This is a genomic window from Variovorax rhizosphaerae, from assembly GCF_037889975.1.
Taxonomy (GTDB): Bacteria; Pseudomonadota; Gammaproteobacteria; order Burkholderiales; family Burkholderiaceae_C; genus Variovorax; species Variovorax rhizosphaerae.
Genome location: NZ_JBBKZT010000006.1, coordinates 149288 through 173374, shown reverse-complemented (window position 1 = coordinate 173374; position 24087 = coordinate 149288). Strand labels below are relative to the sequence as shown.

At 67.1% G+C, this 24087-nt stretch carries 12 protein-coding genes; 7 read left to right on the top strand and 5 right to left on the bottom strand.

Annotated features, from left to right (window positions below; translation table 11 throughout):
- The first annotated feature begins 1 nt into the window (after nucleotide 1).
- The gene (locus WKW82_RS14420) at nucleotides 2-1897 is read left to right on the top strand and encodes a ShlB/FhaC/HecB family hemolysin secretion/activation protein (protein WP_340342988.1); all 1896 of its coding nucleotides are present in this window, start codon (nucleotides 2-4) and stop codon (nucleotides 1895-1897) included.
- Nucleotides 1898-2001: 104 nt separating this feature from the next.
- Complete coding sequence (locus WKW82_RS14415; protein WP_340342987.1) at nucleotides 2002-7389, top strand: beta strand repeat-containing protein; 5388 nt, start codon at nucleotides 2002-2004, stop codon at nucleotides 7387-7389.
- Here WKW82_RS14415 and WKW82_RS40615 read toward each other — a convergent pair.
- On the bottom strand, nucleotides 7315-7644 hold the full coding sequence (locus tag WKW82_RS40615) for a beta-propeller fold lactonase family protein (RefSeq protein ID WP_422823478.1): 330 nt from the start codon (nucleotides 7642-7644) through the stop codon (nucleotides 7315-7317). The genes WKW82_RS14415 and WKW82_RS40615 overlap by 75 nt on opposite strands.
- Before the next feature lie 598 nt (nucleotides 7645-8242).
- On the opposite strand from WKW82_RS40615, the gene WKW82_RS14405 reads away from it, so the two are divergent.
- Both WKW82_RS14405 and WKW82_RS14400 read left to right on the top strand, forming a co-directional pair.
- Nucleotides 8243-8476, top strand: a complete 234-nt coding sequence (locus WKW82_RS14405; protein WP_340342985.1) for a hypothetical protein — start codon at nucleotides 8243-8245, stop codon at nucleotides 8474-8476.
- Nucleotides 8477-8499: 23 nt separating this feature from the next.
- Nucleotides 8500-15378 (top strand): two-partner secretion domain-containing protein, encoded by a 6879-nt coding sequence (locus tag WKW82_RS14400; RefSeq protein WP_340342984.1) that lies wholly within the window; start codon nucleotides 8500-8502, stop codon nucleotides 15376-15378.
- A gap of 17 nt (nucleotides 15379-15395) precedes the next feature.
- On the opposite strand, the gene WKW82_RS14395 is transcribed toward WKW82_RS14400, so the two are convergent.
- From WKW82_RS14395 to WKW82_RS14380, 4 genes are all read right to left on the bottom strand, one after another.
- Nucleotides 15396-16403, bottom strand: coding sequence for an FAD:protein FMN transferase (locus WKW82_RS14395; protein WP_340342983.1), 1008 nt, complete (start codon nucleotides 16401-16403; stop codon nucleotides 15396-15398).
- Entirely contained in the window at nucleotides 16400-18511 is a 2112-nt protein-coding gene (locus WKW82_RS14390; protein WP_340342982.1) for a 4Fe-4S binding protein, read from the bottom strand. The genes WKW82_RS14395 and WKW82_RS14390 overlap by 4 nt, the downstream gene beginning before the upstream one ends.
- Nucleotides 18508-18777 carry a pyrroloquinoline quinone biosynthesis peptide chaperone PqqD gene (gene pqqD / locus WKW82_RS14385; RefSeq protein WP_340342981.1) on the bottom strand — a complete coding sequence of 90 codons (270 nt, stop codon included), beginning with the start codon at nucleotides 18775-18777 and terminating at the stop codon, nucleotides 18508-18510. The genes WKW82_RS14390 and pqqD overlap by 4 nt, the downstream gene beginning before the upstream one ends.
- Nucleotides 18778-19188: 411 nt before the next feature.
- The gene (locus tag WKW82_RS14380) at nucleotides 19189-21348 is read right to left on the bottom strand and encodes a sigma-54-dependent Fis family transcriptional regulator (protein WP_340342980.1); all 2160 of its coding nucleotides are present in this window, start codon (nucleotides 21346-21348) and stop codon (nucleotides 19189-19191) included.
- 362 nt (nucleotides 21349-21710) lie between these two features.
- Here WKW82_RS14380 and pedF point away from each other — a divergent pair, with 362 nt between their 5' ends.
- The 3 genes from pedF (at nucleotide 21711) to WKW82_RS14365 (ending at nucleotide 24056) form a co-directional block, all read left to right on the top strand.
- Entirely contained in the window at nucleotides 21711-22136 is a 426-nt protein-coding gene (gene pedF, locus WKW82_RS14375) for a cytochrome c-550 PedF (protein WP_422823477.1), read from the top strand.
- A gap of 162 nt (nucleotides 22137-22298) precedes the next feature.
- A complete protein-coding gene (locus WKW82_RS14370; RefSeq protein WP_340342978.1) occupies nucleotides 22299-23147 on the top strand; it encodes a substrate-binding periplasmic protein in 849 nt (282 codons plus the stop codon).
- 117 nt (nucleotides 23148-23264) lie between these two features.
- Entirely contained in the window at nucleotides 23265-24056 is a 792-nt protein-coding gene (locus WKW82_RS14365; RefSeq protein WP_340342977.1) for an alpha/beta fold hydrolase, read from the top strand.
- The last annotated feature ends 31 nt before the right edge of the window (nucleotides 24057-24087 follow it).

The window sequence follows — 24087 nt, the reverse complement described above, 5'->3', positions numbered from 1 at the left end:
CATGCAAGTCCAGGACAACAACAAGATCGCCGCCTCGCCTGCTTCGCTCCCCTTGCGCGCAAAGCGCCGGCAGGTGGCCGTGGCCTGCAGCCTTGTCATCGGCGCCGCACTGGTGTTCGTGGTGCAACGCGTGCATGCCGAGGAGGCGACCACCGTGGCGGCAGCGGGCCCGGCGGACACCGAACTGCTGCCCACCAGCGATCCCTGCGGGAGTTGTGGCAACAGCGGCAACAGCGGCGACAGCGGCGACAGCGGCAGCAGCGGAAGCAGCGGCAACAGCGGCAACAGCGGCGACAGCGGAAACAGCGGCAACAGCGGCAACAACAGCACCCAGGTCGCGCAGGCCGCGCGCCCCCCGGCCGGCGCGGCGATACCGCAGAACCTGCCGCGCACCCCCGCCCCGGCGCCGACCTTCCGCCTCAACGACATCCACTTCAACGGCGCGAACGCGCTGTCGGCCGATGAGCTCAAGTCCGCCACCCAGCCCTACATCGGCCGCGACGTGGCGCTGGCCGACCTGGAGGCGCTCGCCAAGACCATCACCGACCTGTACCGCGCGCGCGGCTACTTCCTGGCGACCGCCGTGGTGCCGGTGCAGACGGTGCGCGAAGGCGTGGTCGAGATCAGCGTCATCGAAGGCAAGCTGGGCACGGTCGACGTGCTGGTCGCCCCCGATGCGCCGATCAGCGAGGCGCGCGTGCGCGGCTTCCTGGCGGGACTGGTGCCCGGCCAGGCCGTCAATGCGCAAAGCTACGAGCGCGCGATGCTGCTGCTGTCGGACCAGCCCGGCTCGCGCGTGGGCTCGGGCCTGCAGGAAGGCCTCACGCCCGGCACCAGCGACCTGACGGTGGAGGTCACGCCGGCGCGGCGCTGGGCCTTCCAGGCCGAGGCCGACAACCACGGCACCGAGGAGTCGGGCCGCTACCGCATTGGGGGCACGGTGCGCTGGCTCAGCCCCTTGGGCATCGGCGACAACCTGGATGCGCGCGTGCTGCTGTCCAACAGCAACGAGCTGCAGTTCGGCCGGCTGTCGTACGAGGCGCCGATCGGCACCAGCGGCGTGCGTGCCGGCCTGGGCATCGCGCGGGTGAACTACGAGCTCGGCGGGCAGTTCGAGCCGCTGGACGCGCATGGCGTGGCCAACGTGTACGACTTCTCGCTGAGCTATCCGCTGATCCGGCAACGCCAGCAGAACCTGTTCCTGCGCCTGTCGGTGGACCGCAAGGACCTGACCGACGAGTACCGCGCCGTGGACGTCACCTCGCACAAGCACATCGAGGGCTTCGGGCTGGGCTGGACCTGGGAGCGGCGCGACGAGCTGTTCGGCGGCGGCTACACGGCCAGCTCCGGCAACCTCTACATGGGCGACCTGAGCCTGCGCGATCCGACCAGCAAGCTCAACGACAGCCTGGAGGCCGGGCACCGCACCGAGGGCAACTTCACGAAGCTCACGGCGCAGATCTCGCGGCTGCAGGCGATCATTCCGCGGCATTCGTTCTACATCTCCGTGGGCGGCCAGTTCGCCAGCAAGAACCTGGACGCCTCGGAGAAGCTGGCGCTCGGCGGCGCCCGCGCGGTGCGGGCCTATCCCTCGGGCGAGGTGCTGGTCGACCAGGGTTTGATCGGCACGGCCGAATGGCGCTGGTCCTTCAACGACGAGATCACGCCCTTCCTGTTCTACGACGCGGCGCGCGGCAAGACGGTCAAGGGGCCGACCCTCTTCGACGGCCGCACCTGGCACAGCCTGCGCGGCGCCGGCTTCGGCGTGTCGTGGTCACGGCCCGGCAACTTCTCGATCAACGCCACCCTCGCATGGCGCGACGGCACGCCGCGCGCCACCACCGACGGCGGCAAGCGCGACCCGCGCTTCTATGTGCAGGCGCAGAAGAGCTTTTGAGCGCCCTCGAGAAATGTCTTCGACATTCCAGCCCCCCAGGGTCAAGCAAGGTGGCAAAGCCAGATTCCCTGAGAGCGGTCTGTCCTGATGCATTGGATCTCCCCATGACTGCACCAGTTTCTGTCCATTGCGCGCGTCGTCCGCTGCGTGTGAAGCTGCATCCGCTGGCGCTCGCGATCGCGTGCATCGGGTCCGTTCCGGCGAGTGCGCAAACCAACCTGCCGACCGGACTCACGCAGTTGCGTGGCGGTGTTTGTGTCGTTGCTGGTGCCGTTTGTCAAAGCGCCTTCACGCAGGTGGACGCGGGCGTGACTGCGATGACGATCAGGCAGTCGACGCTGCGTGCCGTCGGCCAATGGAATACCTTCAACATCGACTTTGGCTCCAGCGTGCGGGTGGACCAGCAGATGGGCGTCAACAGCGTGCTGCTCAACCGCGTGGTCGGCGGCAAGGAGACGCAGATCATGGGCGCGCTGAACGCCAATGGCCATGTGTTCCTGGTGAACCCGAACGGCGTGACCTTCGGCCCCACGGCGTCGGTCAACGTGGGGGGGCTGGTGGCGTCGACGCTGAACGTCTCGAATGACAATGTCATGGACGAGACGACGCGCACTTTCAAGTTCACGAACGGGGGCGGCACGGTGTTGAACCAGGGCACCATCACTGGCGCCCCGAAAGGCACGATCGCGCTGTTGGGTGGCACGGTCCGCAACGAAGGCAACATCAACGTCGCGCAAGGCACCGCCGGGTTGGCCGCAGGGGATTCGGTCACCGTCGATTTGCAGGGCGACGGGCTGACGACCTTCAAGGTCTCGGCCTTTGCATCGATTGCCAGCGTCATCAACAAGGGTACCGTGCAGGCCGATGGCGGCCATATCGTGTTGATGGCCGATGTCTACGGCCTGGGCTCCTCGGTGGTGAACCAGAGCGGTACTCTCATTGCCCAGTCCATGGAGTCGCGCAACGGCGAGATCGTGCTGCAGGGCGGGCAGCGCGGCACCGTCATGGTCGGCGGAAAACTGGATGCAAGCGCGGCCGATGCACAGAGCGGCGGCGGAACCATCACGACCAAGGGCTATACGGTCACCGTGGATCCTGCCGTCAGCATCAATGCCCGTGGCGGCGCGAACGGCGCCAACGGAAGTTGGACCCTCAGCGCCAACACCGACCTGCGCGTGCGCTCGCCCGGCGACACGATCGGCTACAAGGATCTCAGCACCGTCGACACGAAGACGATTGGCGACACGCTCGGCAAGGGCACCAACGTGACCCTTGAAAGCAACGCGGTCGCGATCGGCGATTCGCCGGGCTACGGCGTCAACTTCGCGCAGAACAGCCAGATCCTCAAGGAGGCGGGCGACGCAGCCACTCTCACCGTCAATTCGCGGCGCAACATCGTGATGGAGAACGGGTCCAGCATCGTGTCGAAGTCGGGCGCCCTGAATGTCAATTTCGATTCAGACTCGGCCGGGTCCGATGCTCCGCCAGTGATATCGATCAACGGAACCTTCGAGCCACGTGGATCCATCGTGCTTGGTACGAAGGAGATCCCAGTCAACGAAGACGGTGGTCCCACGATGGGCGCCACGATCCGGACCAACGGAGGCGACATCAATTTCTATGGACAAGGCAAACCCGCGACGGGGCGCGCGGTCAGTGAGGCGATCCCGGTCGTCGCCGCTGATGAAGAAGACGCGACCGAGCGCGTCGCCGCTGGAATCGAATTGAACCGCAGCAGGGTGTCGACATGCGGCATCGACCAGGTCGCTTGCAATACTGGCGGCAACATCAGCATGCGTGGCGAAGGCCAGTCGTTCTCGGTAGCGCTGGGAGACGAGTCACTGGGTGTCGGTAACGGAGGTGTGATCATCAGAGGCAGCGGCATCACGACGGGTTCGGGGAACATCGCGATCGAAGGACGCGGCGGACTCAACACTTCGGGCATCGACGTGCGTGCCGACGTTTTTTCCGTTCCTTTCGGCAGCATTGTTCTCAACTCGGGAATCAACGCCTCGACGGGTGACATCTCGCTGCTGGGCAGTTCGCGCAACCTGGGGGCGAACGATCCGCATCCCACCTCTGTCGATGCAGGCAGCGGCATCACGATCAGCGGAACCCCGATCGTGACCGGTGGCAATCTGAAACTCGAAGGGACGGCTGCCGATATCAGCGGGATCACCCCGAGCGCGTTGAACGTGGGTCAAACCTACGACGCTGGCACCGGCGTGAGCCTGGTCGATACGACCCTTTCGGCCGGCAACGGCAAGAACCTCACGGTGCTGGGCACGACGGGCAGCCAGGAGTTCGAGATCGTCGGCACCGAGGGGGCCCCGGTGGTGCAGACCAACTTCGGCAACGCCTGGTCCGTCGACATCAACGGCGGGCAGATGACGGCGCCGGGCGGCAACCTCACTGTCAACGGCCAGGGCGGCAATGTGCGGATCGATGCTTGCTGCAGGCCGCTCGGCGGGCCGCCGCTTTCCGTGGCAGGGTTCACGGAGGAAGACATCGGTGTGCTCCTGAGCACGGCCAGCACGACCGGGCCGGGCGGCAACATCGTGGTCCAGGGCCGCAACGTCCTGATCCGCAACGGCGACGGCGATGAAGTCGTTGCGCTCGACAGCAGCGGCGCGGGCAAGGCCGGCACCGTCAACGTCCATGCGATCGGGGCTGCCGGCCCGGAGAGCAGCGGCGTACTCGAGTTGGACAACACCGCGGTCCTGGTGGCCAGTGCCTCCCGGCTCACGGGTGATGGCGGCACCATCACCGCCAAGGGCGACAACACGATCAAGGCCCATGGCGTGTTCGAGGCAAAGGGCGGGGTCAACGGAGGCAACGGCGGCCAGATCGAAACCTCGGGCGCTGCATTCGATCTTCAAGGGATCTCGGTCGATGCCTCGGCGCCGACGGGCACGGCAGGTACATGGCTGATCGACCCCTTCAAGGTGACCATCAACCATGGCGACGAGGGCGGCGGCCTGGATGGCGACACGTTCACGCCGCTGGTGGATTCGACCATCCTGGACGGCGATATCAACCGCGCCCTGATCGGCAGCAACGTGACCATCTACACCGGCATCGGCGAGCCGACGAACGGCGTTTCCATCACGATGGACAACGTGCAGATCGCCTACGCTGGCGACAAGGGCCCGCGCACATTCACGCTCAATGCCAACCGCGGCATCTCGATGTTCGGGGGCACCATCGCCGGCTACGGCGCCGACCCGTTCAACGTCGCGCTCAATGCGGATTTCAACAACTCCGCCCCGACCACCGGCGCCGCCGGAGCGGTCAGCATCTTCAACGGCGCCGCGATCTACAGCAACGGCGGCACGATCACCATGAAGGGTGCGCTGGGCAAGACGGACTTGGGCGGCTGCGCCATCTGCATCGCCGGATCGACCATCGACTCGCGCGGCGGCAACACAGTGACGGCCACCGGGGAAACGGGCATCAATACCTACTCGAAGGGCAACGATGCAAGCCGGGGCGGCAACGTGTCGCTGGTCGGGCGCGATAGCCGGGTTCCCAACGGCCTCAGGCAAACCTCGGGTGCGGTGCTCATCAACGCCTCCACCATCAACGCCTCAACCGGCAATGTCGACGTTCTCGGCACCAGCACCGTCGGCAGCGGCATCGTGGTCACCACCAACCAGGCGCCCACCGGCATCTTCACGACCAGCGGCGGCATCACGCTCAACGGCGTGGGCAGCTTTGCCGGGAGCGGCTTCGCCGGGAACAGCGCCTCCACGCCCGGCCATGGCGTGCAGATCGACGCCCAGGCGTTCTCCGGCGCAACGGCGACCCTGCAAAGCAAGGACGGCAACATCACAGTGAATGGCTTGCGGCTGGCCGGTGCGGCCGGCACCGCACCGAACAATGGCGTGCTGCTGGGCGCCCGCTCACTGGTCGCATCCACCGGCACCGGCAACATCACCATTACCGGCGAAACGCAGGGCGCCGCTGCGGGCGTGCTGCTCGCGGGGGCGACGGCGCCCCTGCCCGAGCAGGAAATTCCGGGAGACCCCGGTGCGCTCGTCACAGGCAAGAACGTCGTGGTGCTGCGCGCCGCGAACGATCGGTCCGTCGACGCGCTGTCCGTGGGCGCGCACGTCGGGGGGGCGACCGTCATTGCGGGCACGGTGCTGAACCTGCGCCCGGGTGGCGTCGATGTGGCGGGCACCCCGGATGCCTTGGTCGTGACGCCGGTCGATCGCACCGCCAACCCGGTCACGCTGGGCGGCACGGCGGTCACCGGCTTCGCCATCTCGGCCGACACACTCACCCGCATGCAGGCACCGACCCTCGTGGTCGGCAGCAATGCGCATGCCGGCAACATCGACGTGGTCGGCACGCTGAACATCGCCAAGCTCACGCTGCAGAACGGGGGCGGCGGCAACATCACGCTGAACGCGCCGGTGTCGGGCACGGAGATCGGCCTGCTCAGCGTCGGCAACATCACACAGGCCAAGGGCGCGCCGATCACCGCGGGCAAGCTGCTGGCACTGTCCACCGGCGGCAATGTGCTGCTCGACAACCCGGCCAACAACGTCAGCACCGACACGGTCGGTGGCGGCGCGGCCGGCATCTTCAGGTACTTCGATGCCGACAGCGTCGCGATCGGCGCGGTCACGGTCACTGGATTCGATGCCGCCGGTAATCTGCCGCAGTCCCTTGCAACGACCTCGATGGAGGCTGACCAAGTGCTGGTGCGCACCCTGACTGGCGACCTCATGCTGGCCGGCAACGTGCGCAGTACCACCTCGACTGACCTGGTCGCGGCGGCCACCTTTCAAAACCCGGACAACTTCGCTATCTCCGGCGCACCGTGGCGCGTGCGGGCCAACACCTGGGTCGGCGAGAAGCGTGGCGATCTGGCGGGCTCGGGGCCGCTGCCCAACTACTACAACTGCACTTATCTCGGCCTGTGCGCGGTGACGGTGTCGCCCACCGACAACCACTTCATCTATGCGCAGCAACCGACGGCCGGCATCGCCATCGCCAATGCGTCACGCGTGGAAGGCGCCGACAACCCGCCCTTCGTCTTCAGCGTGAGCGGCCTGATCCTCGGCGACACGAATGCCGCATTCAGCGGCAACCCCTCGTCGACGGCCGACCGCAACAGCCCACCAGGCGTCTACACGATCGATGGCGTCAACTTCGTATCGCCTGCGGGCTATGCGTTCACGGTCACGCCCGGGCGCTTGACGGTGACGCAGGCGCCGATCGTCGAACCGCCCGTGCCACGCCCCCGCCGCACGGACTTCTCGGGCCTGCCCAAGCCCGACGTGCTGCGCGAGGAGCCGACCACCTACGTCTACGACCGCAACCTCGGCCAGGCGCCGATCTGCGTGGCCACGGGCGCGCTCGACGGCGACCGCGCGGGACAGGGCGGCGATGTGCTCGCCCGCGAATGGTCACGCGTGCGCTCGCGGCCGAACCTGCTGAATTGCGTCAATACGGATCGGCGCGATGGGTGTGCGGCTTTCTAGATCCAGACATGATGTCGCCCCCAGGCGGCCACTCGTATGGTCAATGGCGTACTCCGACAGGGAAGAGGATTGCGAGTCGGCGGCGTACAGGAACTTCCCGGCGGGATCGATCGCCAGCAACCAGGGCGCGGTGCCGGTGCTGACCGGCGCCGACGAGGCCCGCGTCAAGTCGCCTCGCGCCCCGATGCTGTACGCAGTGATCGAGTTCGCCGTCGTGCTGGCTGCGTAAGGAAATCGACCCTTCGGCTCGACCACGAGTGATCGTGTACCGGCCTGTACCTGGCGCTTTCGCGACGGACACCACGCCGCCGGGGTGCATCGCCACGCGCATCTTCTTGGGAACAGTCCTTCAGCCGGGGAACCGATGAATCTCAAGAATCGCAGAGGGTCCGGTTTTGAGCTACTCACTCTTGGTGATGCCCCATGTTTGGAAGAAGGGGACCATTGCCAACACCAAGGGAGCCGAGAGCGGACGGCGGCAAGCGTCGCAAGGGTCAAGAACCTCCGCCCTGTGTTTTTGCAAGGAAAGTAAAGCACATGGTCAACCGCGGATTCATCTGTGCAGGAGCGTGCTGCATTCACGAAGCGCCTGGATTGCGATTGGCATTCGTTGCAGACGAGCCTTCGATTGCAGTGCCGCCTGCCAGGTGTTCGGCCCTTCGGACCCGGACCGCGCGAGCAGCAATGCGAGGACCGCGGTGGCACACGCCGGGGAAGTCAAATGCCATGGCTGTCAAGACTTGAGCGGCATACGCCGTCGCGCTGGCAAGGCAGGGCCAGGTGGGCCGTGCCGGTGATCGTCTGCCCGGCGTGCCATGGGCTACGGCCCAGACCCCACGCCCCGCTGCCCCGCGTGACGCCGAAGCAGGGTTTTGCGGCGCGCGGCAAGACGGTCAGGGGCCCGACCCTCTTCGACGGCCGCACCTGGCACAGCCTGCGCGGCGCCGGCTTCGGCGTGTCGTGGTCACGGCCCGGCAACTTCTCGATCAACGCCACCCTCGCATGGCGCGACGGCACGCCGCGCGCCACCACCGACGGCGGCAGAAGCGACCCGCGCTTCCATGTGCAGGCGCAGAAGAGCTTCTGAGCAACTCTCGAAGGAGGCACACCATGAACACTCGCCTTGATGCGCTCCGTCGCGGTTGCGATGCCAGCGTGGTCAGCCTGCGCCCTCTCGTCGCCTGCCTGCTGGCCGCGGGGCTTGCGCCGGCCTTTGCACAGACGCTGCCCACCGGCTTCAAGGCGATCGGCGGCGGCGTCACCATGAGCCAGCCAGGCGTCGGCACGATGAACATCACGCAGTCCACCGCCCGTGCAATGGCGCAATGGAACAGTTTTTCCATCGGTGCGGGTGGCACCGTCAACATCGCGCAGCCGGGGGTGGCGAGCGTGCTGCTCAATCGCGTGGTCGGGCCCGATGCGTCCACCATCGCAGGCCGGCTCAATGCCAACGGACAGGTGTTCCTGGTCAACCCGAATGGGGTGCTGTTCAGCAAGGGATCGGTCGTCAACACAGGCGGTCTCGTGGCCTCCACGCTCGATATCCGCAACGACAACTTCATGGCGGGCAAGCAACTGGTGTTCGAGCGCGCCGATGGCAACCATGCAAGTGTGGTCAACGCCGGCAGCATCCGCGCCAGCAAAGGCGGCACTGTGGCACTGATGGGCGAAACGGTGCGAAACGAGGGCGATATCAACGTGGCCAGCGGCACCATCGGCCTGGTGTCGGGCCGGCAGGTCGCGGTCGATTTCGCGGGCGACGGGCTCACCACCTTTCGCGTGTCGACCGATGTGAAGGCGACCCATGCATCGACGGAGAACGCAGCGGGGGCCACGCTCACCGCCGACGGCGGACGCGTCGCCATGCTGGCGGCGGGCAGCACGCCTTCGCAGTGGGTGGTGAACCAGCAGGGCATCGTGCAGGCGCACTCGCTGGTCGAGCGCAATGGCGAGATCATCCTTGGCGGCGGCAGCAACAACGATGTGCGCGTGGCCGGCACCCTCGATGCGACCGGCACGCAGGCGGGACTGAAGGGCGGGAGCGTCAGTGTCGACAGCGGGCGGGTGCTGGTGGATGACGGCGCGGTGATCGATGCGAGCGGCGGTGCCGGGGGAGGGAGCATCCGGGTGCATGCGAGTGATGCCGCAGTGTTGCTGGCAACTTCGAGCATGCGCAGTGATGCGATGGACAAGGGCGATGGCGGTAAGGTGATGGTGTTTGGCGACGGCACGCTGCAGGCGCGCGGGCCGATCACTGCGCGTGGCGGCCCGAACGGCGGCAACGGCGGGTTCGTCGAAACCTCGGGTGGACGTTTCGATGTGGGAAGCGTGCGGGTCGATACCAGTGCAGCCGCAGGGAAGGCTGGGGAGTGGCTGCTCGATCCGGCGAGCATCACTGTCAAGGCAGGCCCTGCGAATGACGGGCCCTGCGAAGCAAACTGCCCCCCGCCCCACCTGGAAGTTCCGTTTCCGCTTGCCGACGACCCCAGTAAGCCATCGGCGGTCTATGACAATGAAATCGCCAGCGCCCTGGGCAAGAACGCCACGGTGACGATCAAGACAGGCGACACGGGCGCGCAAAACGGAAACATCACGTTCGACGACGACGTGGCAATCAACTACGCCGGTTCGTCAGATGCGAAGCTGCAGTTCCTTGCACACAACAACATCACCTTTCCGGCTGGCGCCTCGATCAAGTCGACCGGCGGCAAGCTGGGCGTCGTGTTCGAGAGCGACCCGCCTTCAGCGAATTCTGTGGGTGGCTTCATCGTCTTGGCTGGCAACATCGACACCAACGGCGGAGACGCACTGATGACGGCCGCTACCACCACCCACGGCAGCGGTATCTCCATGACGGGAGGCAGCATCACGACAGGCGTCGGATCCGTGACCATGAAAGGCACTTCGCCCGATGTCCCGGGTATTTCGGTGACAGGAGGCAGCATCACGACAGGCGTCGGATCCGTGACCATGACAGGTACTTCGACCAATGCTCCGGGTATTTCGATGACAGGAGGCAACATCAAGACCGGCGCTGGATCCGTGACCATGACGGGTAGTTCGACCAATGCCGAGGGCATCCTGATGACCGGCGCCGACATCGCGACCGGCACTGGATCCGTCACCATGAAGGGCGATTCGGGAGGTGCGGCGGGCATCACGTTGACGAACGGCAGCATTACGACCGAGGGCGGGAAGGTGAGCCTGGATGGCACTGGAACCCGCCTGACACGGCCGGTCATTCCTGAGGAGCCCGACGAGCCGGAAAACCCCGACAACCCCGGCAATCCCGACAACCCCGGCGGTCCCTTCGATCCCTTTCCCGCTGATCCTGACGGTCCTATCCTCACCGCCGTTCTTGCTGCGTTTTTCCTTCCACCTCCAGTCCCTCCCGCCAGCGAATACGGCGTCAAACTCAACGACTTCCACATCAGTTCGGGCACCGGCGCTGTCAGCATCAGCGGAACTGGCACCCAACCGCGGGGCGAGAACGCCGTCGGCATCGGCGGTGTGCTGATCGGGAACGAGAGCACCATCACCACGACCACCGGCAATGTCGCCATTACCGGAACGGTGGCTTCGACCTCTGTACCCATCGCGGGCATCACCCTCGCGTCTGTGGAGGGAGCAACGCCCGCGGCGGTGACGACGCAGTCGGGCCATATCACCCTCTCCGCCCAGTCGCAGCCGGGCGTCGACGCCATTGACATCGACGCGCCGGTCATAAGCGTGACTGGCGCCATCAACGTTCGGCGCAACCAGTTCAACGGTTTGATCACGCTGGGAGGGGAAGATCGCACCGATACCTTCGTCATCTCGCAAGCCGAACTGGATCAGTTGGCCGCGCCAAACATCTCATTCGGCTCGGAATCCGGATCAGGCGTCCAGGTCGTTGGCCCGATCACATTGAAAGAACCACGCAATCTCACCTTGCAGACGGGTCCGTTCGGCAGCCTCCAGGTGAATGGCGACATGAACCTGAAGGGGGGATCGCTCGCATTGATCGGAGGGTCCGCCGGCACCATCACGCAAACGGGGAGCATCACTGCGGACAGCCTTGCGGTCTTCGCGCCGGCCTCTCCTTACTACCTTAACCGCAGCGTGGCCTTGACGAACCCCGGCAATGCAGTGAACGCGTTGGCGACGAATGTCGCGGCAAATCTCGAATTCACCAACACCGGCACGTTGAGCGTCGGCACGGTCGGCTACACGCTCGCCGACGGCACGCAGGCGCAGATCGCAGGCGTGACCGCGGCGGGCTCCGCGGTCGTGCGCAGCAGCGGCGGAAGCGTCGTCCTTGGCGCTCCGGTGGTGGCCGACGATGTGTCGTTGCTGGCCGCGAATGGCATCGCCCAGACCTCAGCCGGGGGCATCACGTCCGACCGGGTGCTGGCCATTGCGCGGAACGGCAGCGTGACTCTCAACGCGGTCACCAACAACGTGAGCACCATCGCCGGCAGCGCCACCGACCGCTTCGACTTCTCCGGCGCAGGCGCCGTCACCATCGGCCAGGTGGCCAGCAGCAATCTGCAGCAGCCCATCGTCGGCAACGGGATCAGCGCGGACATCGTGCAAGTCATGGCGCAGGGGAGCGGCCTCACTGTCGACGAGGCCGTCACCGGCGGAACCAGCGCGGTGCTCGTGGCCGCCACGGGCGACCTGGTCCTGAACGCGCCGGTCAACGCGCCCGGCGTGGGGTTGGCCGCGCTCGGAAACATCAACCAGACGATTACGGGCGGGATCACGGCCAATGGCCTGGTGGCGGAGGCGTCCGCAGGCGACGTGAACCTCATCGCGGCAACCAACCACGTCGGTGCGGTGGCCGGCGGCGCGGGCGGGCGCTTCGACTTCACCAACGCCGATGCGCTGTCGATCGACGAGGTCGGCGTGCTGGTCCGACGCGGCACCGGCACGACAACGGAACTCTCGATCGTCGGCCCGGGGGCGCAGCAGCAGTTCTTCTCGGCCGATGGCCTGGCGGCCAATGCCGTGCGGGTGCGCACTGTCGACGGCGCGCTGAGCGTGGATGCCAGAGTCGCGGCCACCACCACGGGGATCTTGGAGGCGGGCGGTGCCGGCACCCTCGCGGTGAACGCAGCGATCGGGGCCGACAACCTTGCGCTGGATGGCGCCAGCATTGGCCAGGCGACGACGGGAGGCCTGTCGGTCGGTGGCCTGATCGCCAACGCACGCGATGGCGACGTTGCACTGGCCGCGGGGGTCAACAAGGTCGGAACCATCGCGGGCGGCGCGACAGGCCGCTTCGACTTCGACAACGCGGGTGCGCTGGCCATCGGCGCCGTGACCGTGGCCGACTCGCAGCAGTTGACAGGGGCAAGTGGCATCAGCGCCGACGCACTGCGCGTGCGTGCACTCACAGGCGACTTGTCCGTCGACCAGGCCGTCACGGCCACGACCAACGCCGTGCTCCAGAGCAGTGCCGGCAACCTGAGCCTCAACGCCGCGATCGATCCAGCCAACCTGGCGTTGCTGGCCAATGGCAGCATCAGCCAGACGACGGCAGGCGGCATCTCCGCGGGCGGCTTGCTTGTTCGTTCGGCCACAGGCGACGTGAACCTGAGCGCCGCCGTCAATCGCGCCGACACCTTGGCCGGCAGCGCATCGGGGCGCTTCGACTACACCGACGCCGACGCGCTGGCGATCGGCCCGGTCAGCGTGCTGGCGCAACCCGCCTTGCTTTCGGCTGGCGCAGCCGCGCCGTCGTTCGAGACCGGCAGCGGCGTGGCGGGCAACGCGGTGCGCGTTCGCAGCGGCCGTACCGGCGGCGGTGACCTGGCCGTCAATGCCGGCGTCAGCTCGGCCAGCACGGCCCTCCTGCAAGCTGGCGGCGTCGGCCGCCTCGCGTTGAACGCAGCGATCAGTGCCGACAGTCTCGCGTTGGCTGCCACCAGCATTGGCCAGACGACGACGGGAGGCCTGTCGGTCGGCAGTGGCCTGATTGCCTACGCATTCAATGGCGACGTTGCACTGACCGCGGCGGTCAACAAGGTCGGAACCATCGCGGGCGGCGCGACAGGCCGCTTCGAGTTCGACAACACCGGTGCATTGGGCATCGGCGCCGTGACCGTTGCCGACCCGCAGCAGCCGACATCGGCGCGTGGGATCACGGCCGACTCGCTGCGCGTGCGCGCGTTCACGGGCGACCTCTCCGTCGACCAAGCCGTCACGGCCAGGTTCAACGCCGTGCTCCAGAGCAGCGCCGGCAACCTGAGCCTCAACGCGGCGATCGATCCAACGAGCCTGGCGTTGCTGGCCAATGGCGGGATCAGCCAGACGGCGGCAGGCGGCATCACCGCAGGCGGTCTGCTGGTGCGCTCGACCACCGGCGATGTGAACCTGAGCGCCGGCGTCAATCACGCCGACACGCTCGCGGGCACCGCAGCGGGGCGCTTCGACTACACCGATGCCGACGCGCTGGCGATCGGCCCCGTCAGCGTGCCGGCGCAACTCGGCGTGATCCGGGCAGGCGCATCGCTGTTCGAAACCGGCAGCGGCGTGACGGGCAACGCGGTGCGCGTGCGTACCAACGCAGGCGACCTGAACGTCAATGCCGGCGTCAACTCGGCCAGCACCGCCATCCTGCAAGCCGGCGGCGTCGGCAACCTCGCGTTGAATGCGCCGGTGAGCGCGACGGATCTCGCGATCGAAGGCAACGGCATCGCGCAATCGTCGACCGGCACGCTGACCGTGACGAATGGCTTGCTGGCCACCGCGCGCGCCGGCGACGTGAGATTGAATGCGCCGGGCGCCAACGTGGGCGCCGTCGCAGGCAGCGCCACTGGCCGCTTCGATTTCACGAATGCCGGTGCGCTGACCGTTGGCGCGGTCAACGTCGTGGACGCGCAGCAGTCCATGGCGGGCAGTGGACTGGCCGCCACCGACCTGAACATCAACGCGATGCATGGCGACCTGACGCTGGCCGGCCCCGTCACGGCGACGAATTCCGCGGTCTTGCATGCAGACGGCAGCGTCACGCAGGCAACGGGCAGCGGCCTCGGCAAGGCGGCCACGGGAGCCGGCAAGTCCGGCAAGGCCGACGGGTCGTTGTTCGCGCCCGCGTCGCCGTCGCAGGGCATCGTGGCCAACTTGCTCGATGCAAGTTCCGGCACTGGCGACGTGTTGCTCGACAACCCCGCGAACCAGATCGGCACCTTGACCGGCAGCGCAGCGGGCCGCTTCGACTATGCCAATGCGGGTGCGCTCACCGTCGGCGGCGTGTCGGCCGACACGGTGCGCCTGCGCAACTTCGATGGCGACATGACGTTGACGGGTCAGGTCAACAGCGCGACCTCGGCCGACCTGGTCACGGCCGGGCGCTTGCAGAACACCAGCGGCAGCGCCATCACAGGGAGCACCTGGCGCGTATGGGCCCAGACCTGGGAAGGTGAGACACGCGGCGGGCTGGCCGGTTCGGGGCGCCTGCCCAACCTCTATCACTGCAGCTACGGCGGCGCGTGCAGCGTGGTCGTGCCGAGCAGTGACGATCACTTCATCTACACCCAGCAGCCCGTCCTCACGCTGACCGCTGCCAATCAGCGAACGTTGTCGGGCCGGCTGTCCCCGATGATGACTTATGACGAGAGTGGCCTGATCCTCGGCGACACCGGTGCCGGTATCAAGGGCGCGCTGTTCACGCCGGCCAACCCCGGCAGCCCGGCAGGGCGCTATGCCATCAACGGCAAGTTCACGTCCGAGGAGGGCTACGCGATCAACTTCATCCCGGGCGCGCTGGTGCTGGACCTCTCGCCGCCGGCCCCGCCTGACGTGGTGAGGGAAGACACCAACACCTACACCTTCGATCGCAACCTGGGCCCGCCGCCGATCTGCTTTGCGACAGGCTCGCTCGACGGGGACCGCGCCGACCAGCAAGGCGACGTGCTGGCCGCCGAGTGGACGCGTGTGCGTTCACGGCCGAATCTGCTGAGTTGCGTGAGTAGCAGCAAGCGCAATGGGTGCTCGGAATTTTGAAGAGCGAGATGGCAGGATCAGGCCGGCTTGATCGGCGCGTCCTGTGCGAGCAGCAGGCCCGGCGTGGCCTCCCATCGACCTGACTTGTCGACCCACAGCGCATCGACCCGCCACCGATGCGCCAACGCACGGGCTTGCGCAGGACCGGCCACGAAGAACACCTTGGTCAGCGCATCGGCCATCGCGCCTGTATCGGCCACGACAGTCACCGACGACAGCGCCGGTGGCGAGTAGCCGGTGTGCGGATCGAAGATGTGGTGATGGCGATGGTCGCCGCTGAAGCTGCTGAGGTTGTCCGCGGAGGTCGCGATGCAACGGCCATCGGTCATGAGCCGTGCGAGCAGCGCGGATTCCTCATGCGGGTCGGCGATGCCCAGTGTCCACGGCCGCGCGTCGCTGTTGCGGCCGAGCGGCGCAAACTCGCCCGCATCGACCAGCGCATGGCGGATGCCGCGCGATGCGAGCACTGCGCGCACATGGTCGGCCGCATAGCCCTGCGCGATGCCGTTGAGCGTGGCGGCCATGCCCGGTGTATCGAAGCGGATACGACGGGGCGTGGCATCCAGTCCACGCCAGTCGACCTTGGCGCGAGCCTCGTGCACCTCGCGCGCGGTCGGCAGTCGCCCCGCGCGGCGCGCGGAGTCGAAGACGAGCCACAGCGGCTGCACCGTGACGTCGAAGGCGCCATCGCTGTCGCGCGAGACGGCATGCGCGATGTCGAGGATGTCGACCAGTTCATCGGGCGGCGCGTGCAGCACGCCATCGCGATTCAACCGCGACAGTGCGCTGTCGGGCTGGAACAGGCTCATCTGGTTTTCAATGCGACGCAGCGCCAGCACGCCGGCATCGAGCGCGCGGTCCAGCGCGCCGGCATCCTCATGCGCGGCATGCAGCGAGAGCGTGGTTCCGAAACCGAGCATCGAGCGCCTCTCCCAGTGCAGCGACTTCACTGCTGGCGACAGCCCGGAGAAGCCGGCGATCGCGCCCAGCCCCAGCGTCGCGCGAAGCCACTGGCGCCGCTTCATGCCTCGCTCCCGGCCCATACGGGCAGCGGACGAATCGCGATGGTACGGGCGCGCCCCTTGGCGATGAGCGGTGCGCAGCGTTGCGGGCTGTCGTGGATCGCCACGCAGTCGAGGCACTGGAAGCATTCCTCGTAGACGATGGCGCCGTTCGGCTTGATGGCCTGGTACTCGCAGCGGTGGCGGCAGGTCTGGCAGGGCGTGCCGCATTCGCTGCGGCGCGGAATCCAGCGCAGCAAGCGCACCCTGCCCAACAGGCCCAGTCCCGCGCCGAGCGGGCACAGGTAGCGGCAGAAGCCCTTGTACAGAAAGACGTTGAGCAGCAGCAACCCGGCGGCCCATGCCACGAACGGCCACGAGCGCACGAAGCCCAGCGTAATGGCGGTCTTGAAGGGTTCGACCTCCACGGCGCTGTCGGTCCATGACGGCGACACCGCGGCCAGCCCGACGATGACCGCCAGCACCCCGTACTTGATCCACTTCAGCCTGGCATCCAGGTCGCGATGCAGCTTGATGCGCCGGATGCCTGCCAAGCGCGTCAACTGCGCCACCAACTCCTGCATCGCGCCGAAGGGACAAAGCCAGCCGCAGAAGGTGCCACGTCCCCACACCACGAGTGTTGCGGCGACGAAGGCCCACAGCGCCACCGTCATCGGGTCATGGAGGAAGAAGGCCAGGTCGCGCCCGGCCACGAGGGCCTGGACCAGCGCGGTGATGTTGACGATCGACAGTTGCCCTTGTGCGAACCAGCCGATGAAGACGAGCGTGAAGACGAGGTAGCCGGTGCGGAAACGCGCGAGCCGCGATGGCGTGGCGACGATCCACTTCGGCCGGGCCAGCACCACGGCCAGCAAGGCCAGCGCGGCGGCCAGGACGCCAAGCTCCCAGGCGCGCGAGCGCCAGATGCCTTGCCAGCCCTTGTCGTCCGATTCCGGCAGCATCACCTGATCGGCCGGCAACACATAGGGCATGGCAAAACTGCGGCTGATGCGTTCCGGGTAGACCATGCCCTTCTCGCGCGTCACGCGCAGCGCAAAGTTCAGGGCATGCGACGGGTCGAGGCCGGCCGGCCCGATCACGCGGAACACCTTGGCATCCGCGCCGCGCAGGCTGGCCGGTAGCGTGAGCGGGTCGTCAAGGTCGAGGTCGCGCAGTTCCAGCGGCAGGTCGCCCTGCTTGAGCGTGAGCCGATCGGGCACCGCGCCGCGCACGAACTTGTCGCCGACGAAGGAGTAGGGGCCCGATGCGATCACCAGCAAGGCATGGTCGCCTTCGTCGATGCGCCCGAGCAGATGTTGCCAGCCGGCTTCCGAGAGAAGGTTGCGGCCCACCGAGGGCGCGTTGAGGTAGGCGACGTAGAGATCCGAGAACACGTCATCGGCGTGGCCGGCCACGGGCAGTTCCACGCCGCTGTCTTCGAAAGCCTTCTCCACCATGCCTTGCGTGATCGTCAGGTGCTGGACGAGGCCGGCCTGGCGCAACGTGCCCCATTCCATCGGTGCATAGGTGTCGCGCCGCACGCGGGCGATCTGGTCCGGGTCCTGTCCGCCCGCGAAGCCGAGCTTGGCGCGCGCCACGCGCAAGGCCGACGCCAACAGGCTCTGGTTCAGGATGCGTACCGACGCAGTCGCCTTGGCCACGCCGTCGATGTAGACATTGGCGCTGCCGCGTTCCTCGCCGCGGTTGGCGTTGGAGCCGATCTTGATGTTCTGCTGCAGCGACAGTCCCTTGTACTGGTCGGCAAAGCGGAACAGCGGCGCTTCGCCCAGGCCTTCGAGGAACACCGGCTCATGGTGCGACAGCACGCGAACGTCGAGGAAGCTGCCCTTGGGGTCCAGCGCTATCAGCAGGTTCAGCGGCGTGCCGGAGAAGCCGGGTATCGGCGCGAAGTCGATGGATTCGAAGACATACCCCGCCAGGATGGGCGAGGTCACGTCCTGCTTGAAGATCGGCCACACCGGCAGTTGCGGGTCTATTTCGCCGACCGAGAGCGGCGGCGGAAAGGCCTTGCGCAGGTCGTCGCGTGTCATCACGCCGGCCTGCGCATGGCCAGCGGCGCAAAGAAGCAGCGCGAGCAGCCAGGCCACCCGCGACCAGCGAAAGCGCGTCATGCCTGCTGCAGCCATCCGTGTTGCAGCGCCTGGCTCAGGAACACGACCACGTCGTCATGCAAGGGTGCCTGGGCGAAGACGATCTCCAGCTCGGCAACGATGTCATCCACCGTGCGCCTGCCGTCGCAGCGCTGCAGGATCTCCGCGGCCGGGGCATTCAGTTGCACGATGCCTTCGGCAAAGAGCAGCAGCCAGCTGTCCTGCGCCGGCTCGAACTGCATGTGGAAGCGGGTCGACATGCGGGGGCGCGCGTCGGGCGTGATCATGGTCGTTGCTGCGGCGTCTCGGCGGCAAGTAGGCGGCCCTGGCGGGATTGCTGGCGGGCCTCTTCCATTGCGCAAATCGCATGCCCGTGGGCGATCGGCGCCGGGCCGTGGAAAGATCAGTGATTGCCCTGATGCCGGCGTGCGCGCGGCGGCAGGCTGCGAGGGACAGTGCTCCAGGTTGGCACAAGGCTGTTCAACGACGGAACAGTGCTACCGGGGCGATCCTCAATACGGCGCTAACCCAGAAGGGGTGAAGATTTCGTAGCGAGGGCGCCGAGGTCGGGTCGCGGAGCGGAAGAGCACTCTCGTGCGGTGACAACGAAGTTGCGGCGAGGCTGACAACTGCGCGTAGCGCCTGTCATGCCGAACCCAACAGCGCAGGCCCGAGATCGGCGGCCGCAGTAGAAAGATTCACTCCTTCTGGCCCCAGCGCAGCTTGCGATAGATGGTGTTGCGACTGATGCCCAGGCGCTTCGACGCGACTGAGATGTTGCCGTTGGCATCCGCGAGCGTCTTGCGGATCAGGTCGACTTCCGCTTCGCCCAGCGTGCGCGGCGCGACCGCTTCCATCGCGGCTTGCCGGGGAGCCGGACCTGCGCCAACGGCCGTCGCTTGTGCGTCCGGCATCGCCGCGCCGCAGGGCAACTGCGGCAGATGCGCCTGCGGTTGCGCAACGTCGCCGCCAGCCGGCGCAACGGGTATTGCCGCCGATGCCGCCGGCGCGCGCGCATGCCGCACGCTCTGCACATCCTCCAGGAAGTCGTCGGACAGATGGTGCTCCGCGATCTGCCCTTCGCCCGCAGCCATGACCGCGGCCGTGCGCAACACGTTGGCCAGTTGGCGCACGTTGCCCGGCCAGGCGTAGGCCTTGAACAGCGACATCACCTGCGGACTGATGTCCGGCGTCGCATGCGGGCACTCGGCCAGCAGGATGCGCCGCGCCACCACGTCGAGGTCGCAGCGGTCGCGCAGTGCGGGCAGCCGCACCACCAGGCCGTTCAGACGGTAGTAGAGGTCTTCCCGGAAGGTGCCGGCGTCGATCATGTCGCGCAGCTTGCGGTGCGTCGCGCCGATGACCGCGATGTCCACCGGAATGGCCTTCAGGCTGCCCAGCGGCGTCACGTTGCGCTCCTGGAGCACGCGCAGCAGACGGGCCTGCAGGGGCAACGGCATGTCGCCGATCTCGTCGAGGAACAGCGTGCCGCCATTGGCCTGCACGATGCGCCCGACCGCACCCTTGCGTCGCGCACCGGTGAAAGCGCCATCCTCGTAGCCGAACAGCTCCGCCTCGATCAGCGACTCGGGGATGGACGCGCAGTTGACCGCCACGAAAGGCTGCTTGGCCCGGTTCGAATCCTGGTGAACCGCGCGGGCCAGGAGCTCCTTGCCGGTGCCCGTCTCGCCGAGGATCAACAGCGGAATGTCGCGGTTGATTACGCGCTGCACTTTCTGCACCAGCGTCGCGATCTGCGGATCGCCGGTGTTCAGGTAGTGCAGGCCGGAGAACAGCGTGCCGTCCGCGGACTGGGCCGTGTCGCCGACGAGCGTGCCGTAGCGCTTGCCATTTCCGGCCCCGGGGTCGCGGCGATGCGCCGGCACGTCGAGGACCGGAGTCGTGATCTGCGGTTCCATCACCATGGAGCGCTGCGGCCCGTTGAAGCGGGCGTTGACATGGAACGGCCGCCCGCTCGAGAGGCACAGCGTCATCGGCGTCGGCAAGGGTGAGCGGAAGTGGTCGAACACGGCCGGCGCCGTGGTGCCGAACAGGCTGGTCAGGCTGTGCATGCGCAGCGCCGCGCTGCTCATGTCGAGCTGGTCCAGCGCGCTGCGGTTGGCGCCAAGGATCTTGCCGTCCCCGCCGACCACGATGATCCCTTCCAGCAACGTGCCGATGAACTCCACCCGGCTGTGGAAGTGCAGCCGCAGGCGATTGCCGTAGTCGTCCGACAGCCACTGGTTCTCGATCATGCGAGCCGACATCCGCACCAGGCCCATGGTGTGCTGGTGGTAGGAGCGCTGGTCGCCGGTGACGTCGAGCACGCCGAGCATGTTGCCGCGCGGGTCGAAGATGGGCGCCGCCGAGCAGGTGAGGAAGTTGTTGGCGTGGATGAAGTGCTCGCCGCCGTGGACCACGGTGGGCGCCTCCTCGAACAGCGTCGTGCCGATGGCGTTGGTGCCCTTGGAATGCTCGGCCCAGTTCACGCCGGGCGTCAGCGCGACCTTGTCGGCGCGCTGCAGGAACTTGTCGTCGCCGACCGAGTGGAGGATGGTGCCCGTCACGTCGGCCAGCACGATCATGCTTTCCGTGTCGACGATCTGCTCGAACAGCATTTCCATCACCGGCGCCGCGTGGGTGAACAGGCGCTGGTTGCGCTCGCGGGCCAGGGCCAGGTCGCTGCGCATCAGGGGCTCGAAGTCCGGCCTTTCGATGCGCGTGAGGCCCAGTGCGGAGCAACGCTGATGCCATTGCTCGATGAGTTCCGTACGCGCCGGCTGCTCCGGGACGGGCAGTACGGCCGGCGTCGTCCAGGTCTTGGGAGCCGAGGCCAGGGCGCGGTGGTTTTCAACCATTGAGTTGTCTCCTCTGCTTCTATACGAGCAGGTGGTCTGGTTCGCAGAACATCGTGTTGTCGCTTGCCGTGTTCCTTTTTGGTACACGCGGCGCCGACCCTCACTGTCACATGCCGGATGGCCGCCACAAAGGATGCCACAGGCAGCGCAAATCACGCAATTTGTGTTCCCGCTTGCAACACCCCGGGCGTGGCATGGCGTTTGCGCTTCCGTCTGCGTCTTTTACTTTCACCTGAATGGAGACCGAGATGGCGAGATTGGATTCGAAAGCAAGGCGGCCGATGGACCCCAGCGACCCTGCGAACGGTCGGTGGAGCAGGGCATTGCGCAGGGCGGGCGTGCTGCTTGCCGTGGCAGGCTGCATGGCCGCCACCGCCCCCGCATGGTCGCACGGCGACGTCACGCCGCAAGCGGTGGACACCACCGGCCTGGCGCCCCTGGGCAAGGACTGGAAGCCGGAAAACCCCTACCGCGGCAATGCGCCGGCCATCAAGATCGGCACCTCCGCCTACAACCAGAACTGCGCCCGCTGCCACGGCATCGAGGCGATCTCGGGCGGCATCGCCCCCGACCTGCGCAAGATCGACAACGACTGCGCCGCCCTGAAGGACGCCGGCAAGAAGGCCGCCTGCATCAAGGAAATGGACGACTACTACCTGACCACCGTGCGCCACGGCCGCACGCGCAACGGCGCGGTCTACATGCCGCCCTTCGAGGGAATGATGAGCCAGGAGGCGATCTGGTCGATCAAGGCTTACCTGGAGACGCGGCGCGACAAGCCGATGTAGGGATGTCGCTCCTCCCCAGGTTGGCCTCACTTCGCGTAGGCCGCCCACCCCCCCAACGGGGGCGACACCGGCGGCCCGGCAAAGCCGGTTCCGCGGTGTCCCTGACTGGGGCCGGTGGAGGGTTTGGCATCGCAGTACTGGAATCGCAGAAGGAGACAAAAAATGATGAAGCGAAACGAAGGACCATCGCGCCGCGACTGCCTGCGCTGGCTCGGCGCGGCGAGCCTGGCGGGCACAACGCTCGCATCGCGCGCCGCATCCCTGGAGCGCATCCGGGAGCGCGGCACGCTCACCGTGGCGATCTACAAGGACATGCCGCCGTTCTACGTGGCAGGGCAGGGCATCGACGTGCAGATCGCGCAGGCGCTTGCGCAATCGCTGGGCGTGAAGGCCTCGCTGCTGCCGTTCAACGCCGACGAGAACATGAATGACGACCTGCGCAACATGGTGTGGAAGGGCCACTACCTCGGCTATGGCCCGGCCGACCTTCTGCTGCACGTGCCGGTCGACCGCCCGCTGATGGACGCGACGCCGCAGGTCAGCATCCTCGCGCCGTACTACCGCGAACGCATCGTGGTGGCGCGCCGGCTCGATCGCTTGCCCAAGCTCGATACGCTCTCCGCGCTCGGCGACGCCAGGGTCGCGGTGCCGGGGCAATCGCTCGCCGGCTGGCTGATGATTGGCGCCGACAGCGGCGCCTACCGCAACCAGCTCGACACGCAATGGAAGGACGGCGCCGAGGCCGCGCAGGCCCTGCAGCGCGGCGACTTCGCGGCCGCGGCGGGCATGGCCTCTGAGATGGAGTCGGTGCTGCGCGGCGATGCGCGCTTTGCCATCGCGCCCATCCCCGTCCCGCGCGCGCCGCGCGATGGGTGGGCGGTGGGGCTGGCCGTCAAGAAGGACGCGACCGATCTCGCCCAGGCCTTGCAGGCGGCGATGAACGAGCTGGGCACGAGCGGGCAGTTGCGCAAGATGTTCGAGGGGGCGAACGTGGCCTGGCAGGCGGCTTGAAGCCCGGCATCGCGGCACTGCGCATCGTGGGGCATCGGGGGCACGCAGCGCGCGTGACTCCCGATGGACAGCGCGCCGCCAACTGTGCTGAATGTGGTCTTCAATCCAGGAGAACACATGCCTTTCGCACAGGTCAACGGACAGAAGCTTTACTTCGAAGACAGCGGCGGTGACGGCCCCGCCGTCGTCTTTTCCCACGGCTTGCTGATGGACGGCAGCATGTTCGAGCCGCAGGTGGCTGCGTTGAAGTCGCGCTACCGCTGCATCACGTGGGACGAGCGCGGCCACGGCCAGACAGCGGGCGACACCTGCGCGCCCTTCACCTACTACGACTCCGCCAACGACCTCGCCGCCTTGCTCGCAAACCTGGGCATCCGGCGTGCCGTGCTCGCGGGCATGTCGCAGGGCGGCTACCTGTCCCTGCGTTGTGCGCTGGCCCATCCGGCACTGGTGCGCGCGCTGGTGCTGATCGACACGCAGGCGATGCTCGAAGACCCGGCAAAGATGCCGCACCACCAGGCGCTGCTGGAAGACTGGCTAGCCAACGGGCTCAGTGATGCCAATGCGGGCGTGGTCGAGCACATCATCCTCGGCGACGGCTGGCCGGGTGGCGCGGCATGGCGCGCCAAGTGGAAGACGTACCTGCCGGTCAACCTGCTGCAATGCTTCACGACCCTGGCCACGCGCGACGACCTCAGCGAGCGCATTCCGGAAATCAAGGTGCCTACGCTGGTTGTTCACGGCGAAGCCGACGAGGCGATCGTGCTGTCCCGTGCCATGGCCATGGCCAATGCGTTGCCGAATGTGCAGGTGGTCACCGTGCCAGGCGCGGGGCATGCGGCCAACCTGACGCATCCCGGCGTGGTCAATCCGGCGATCGAGGAGTTCCTGGCGTCGCTGGAAGATTAGGGCCACCCCCGCAGCGCCTTCGGCGCACCCC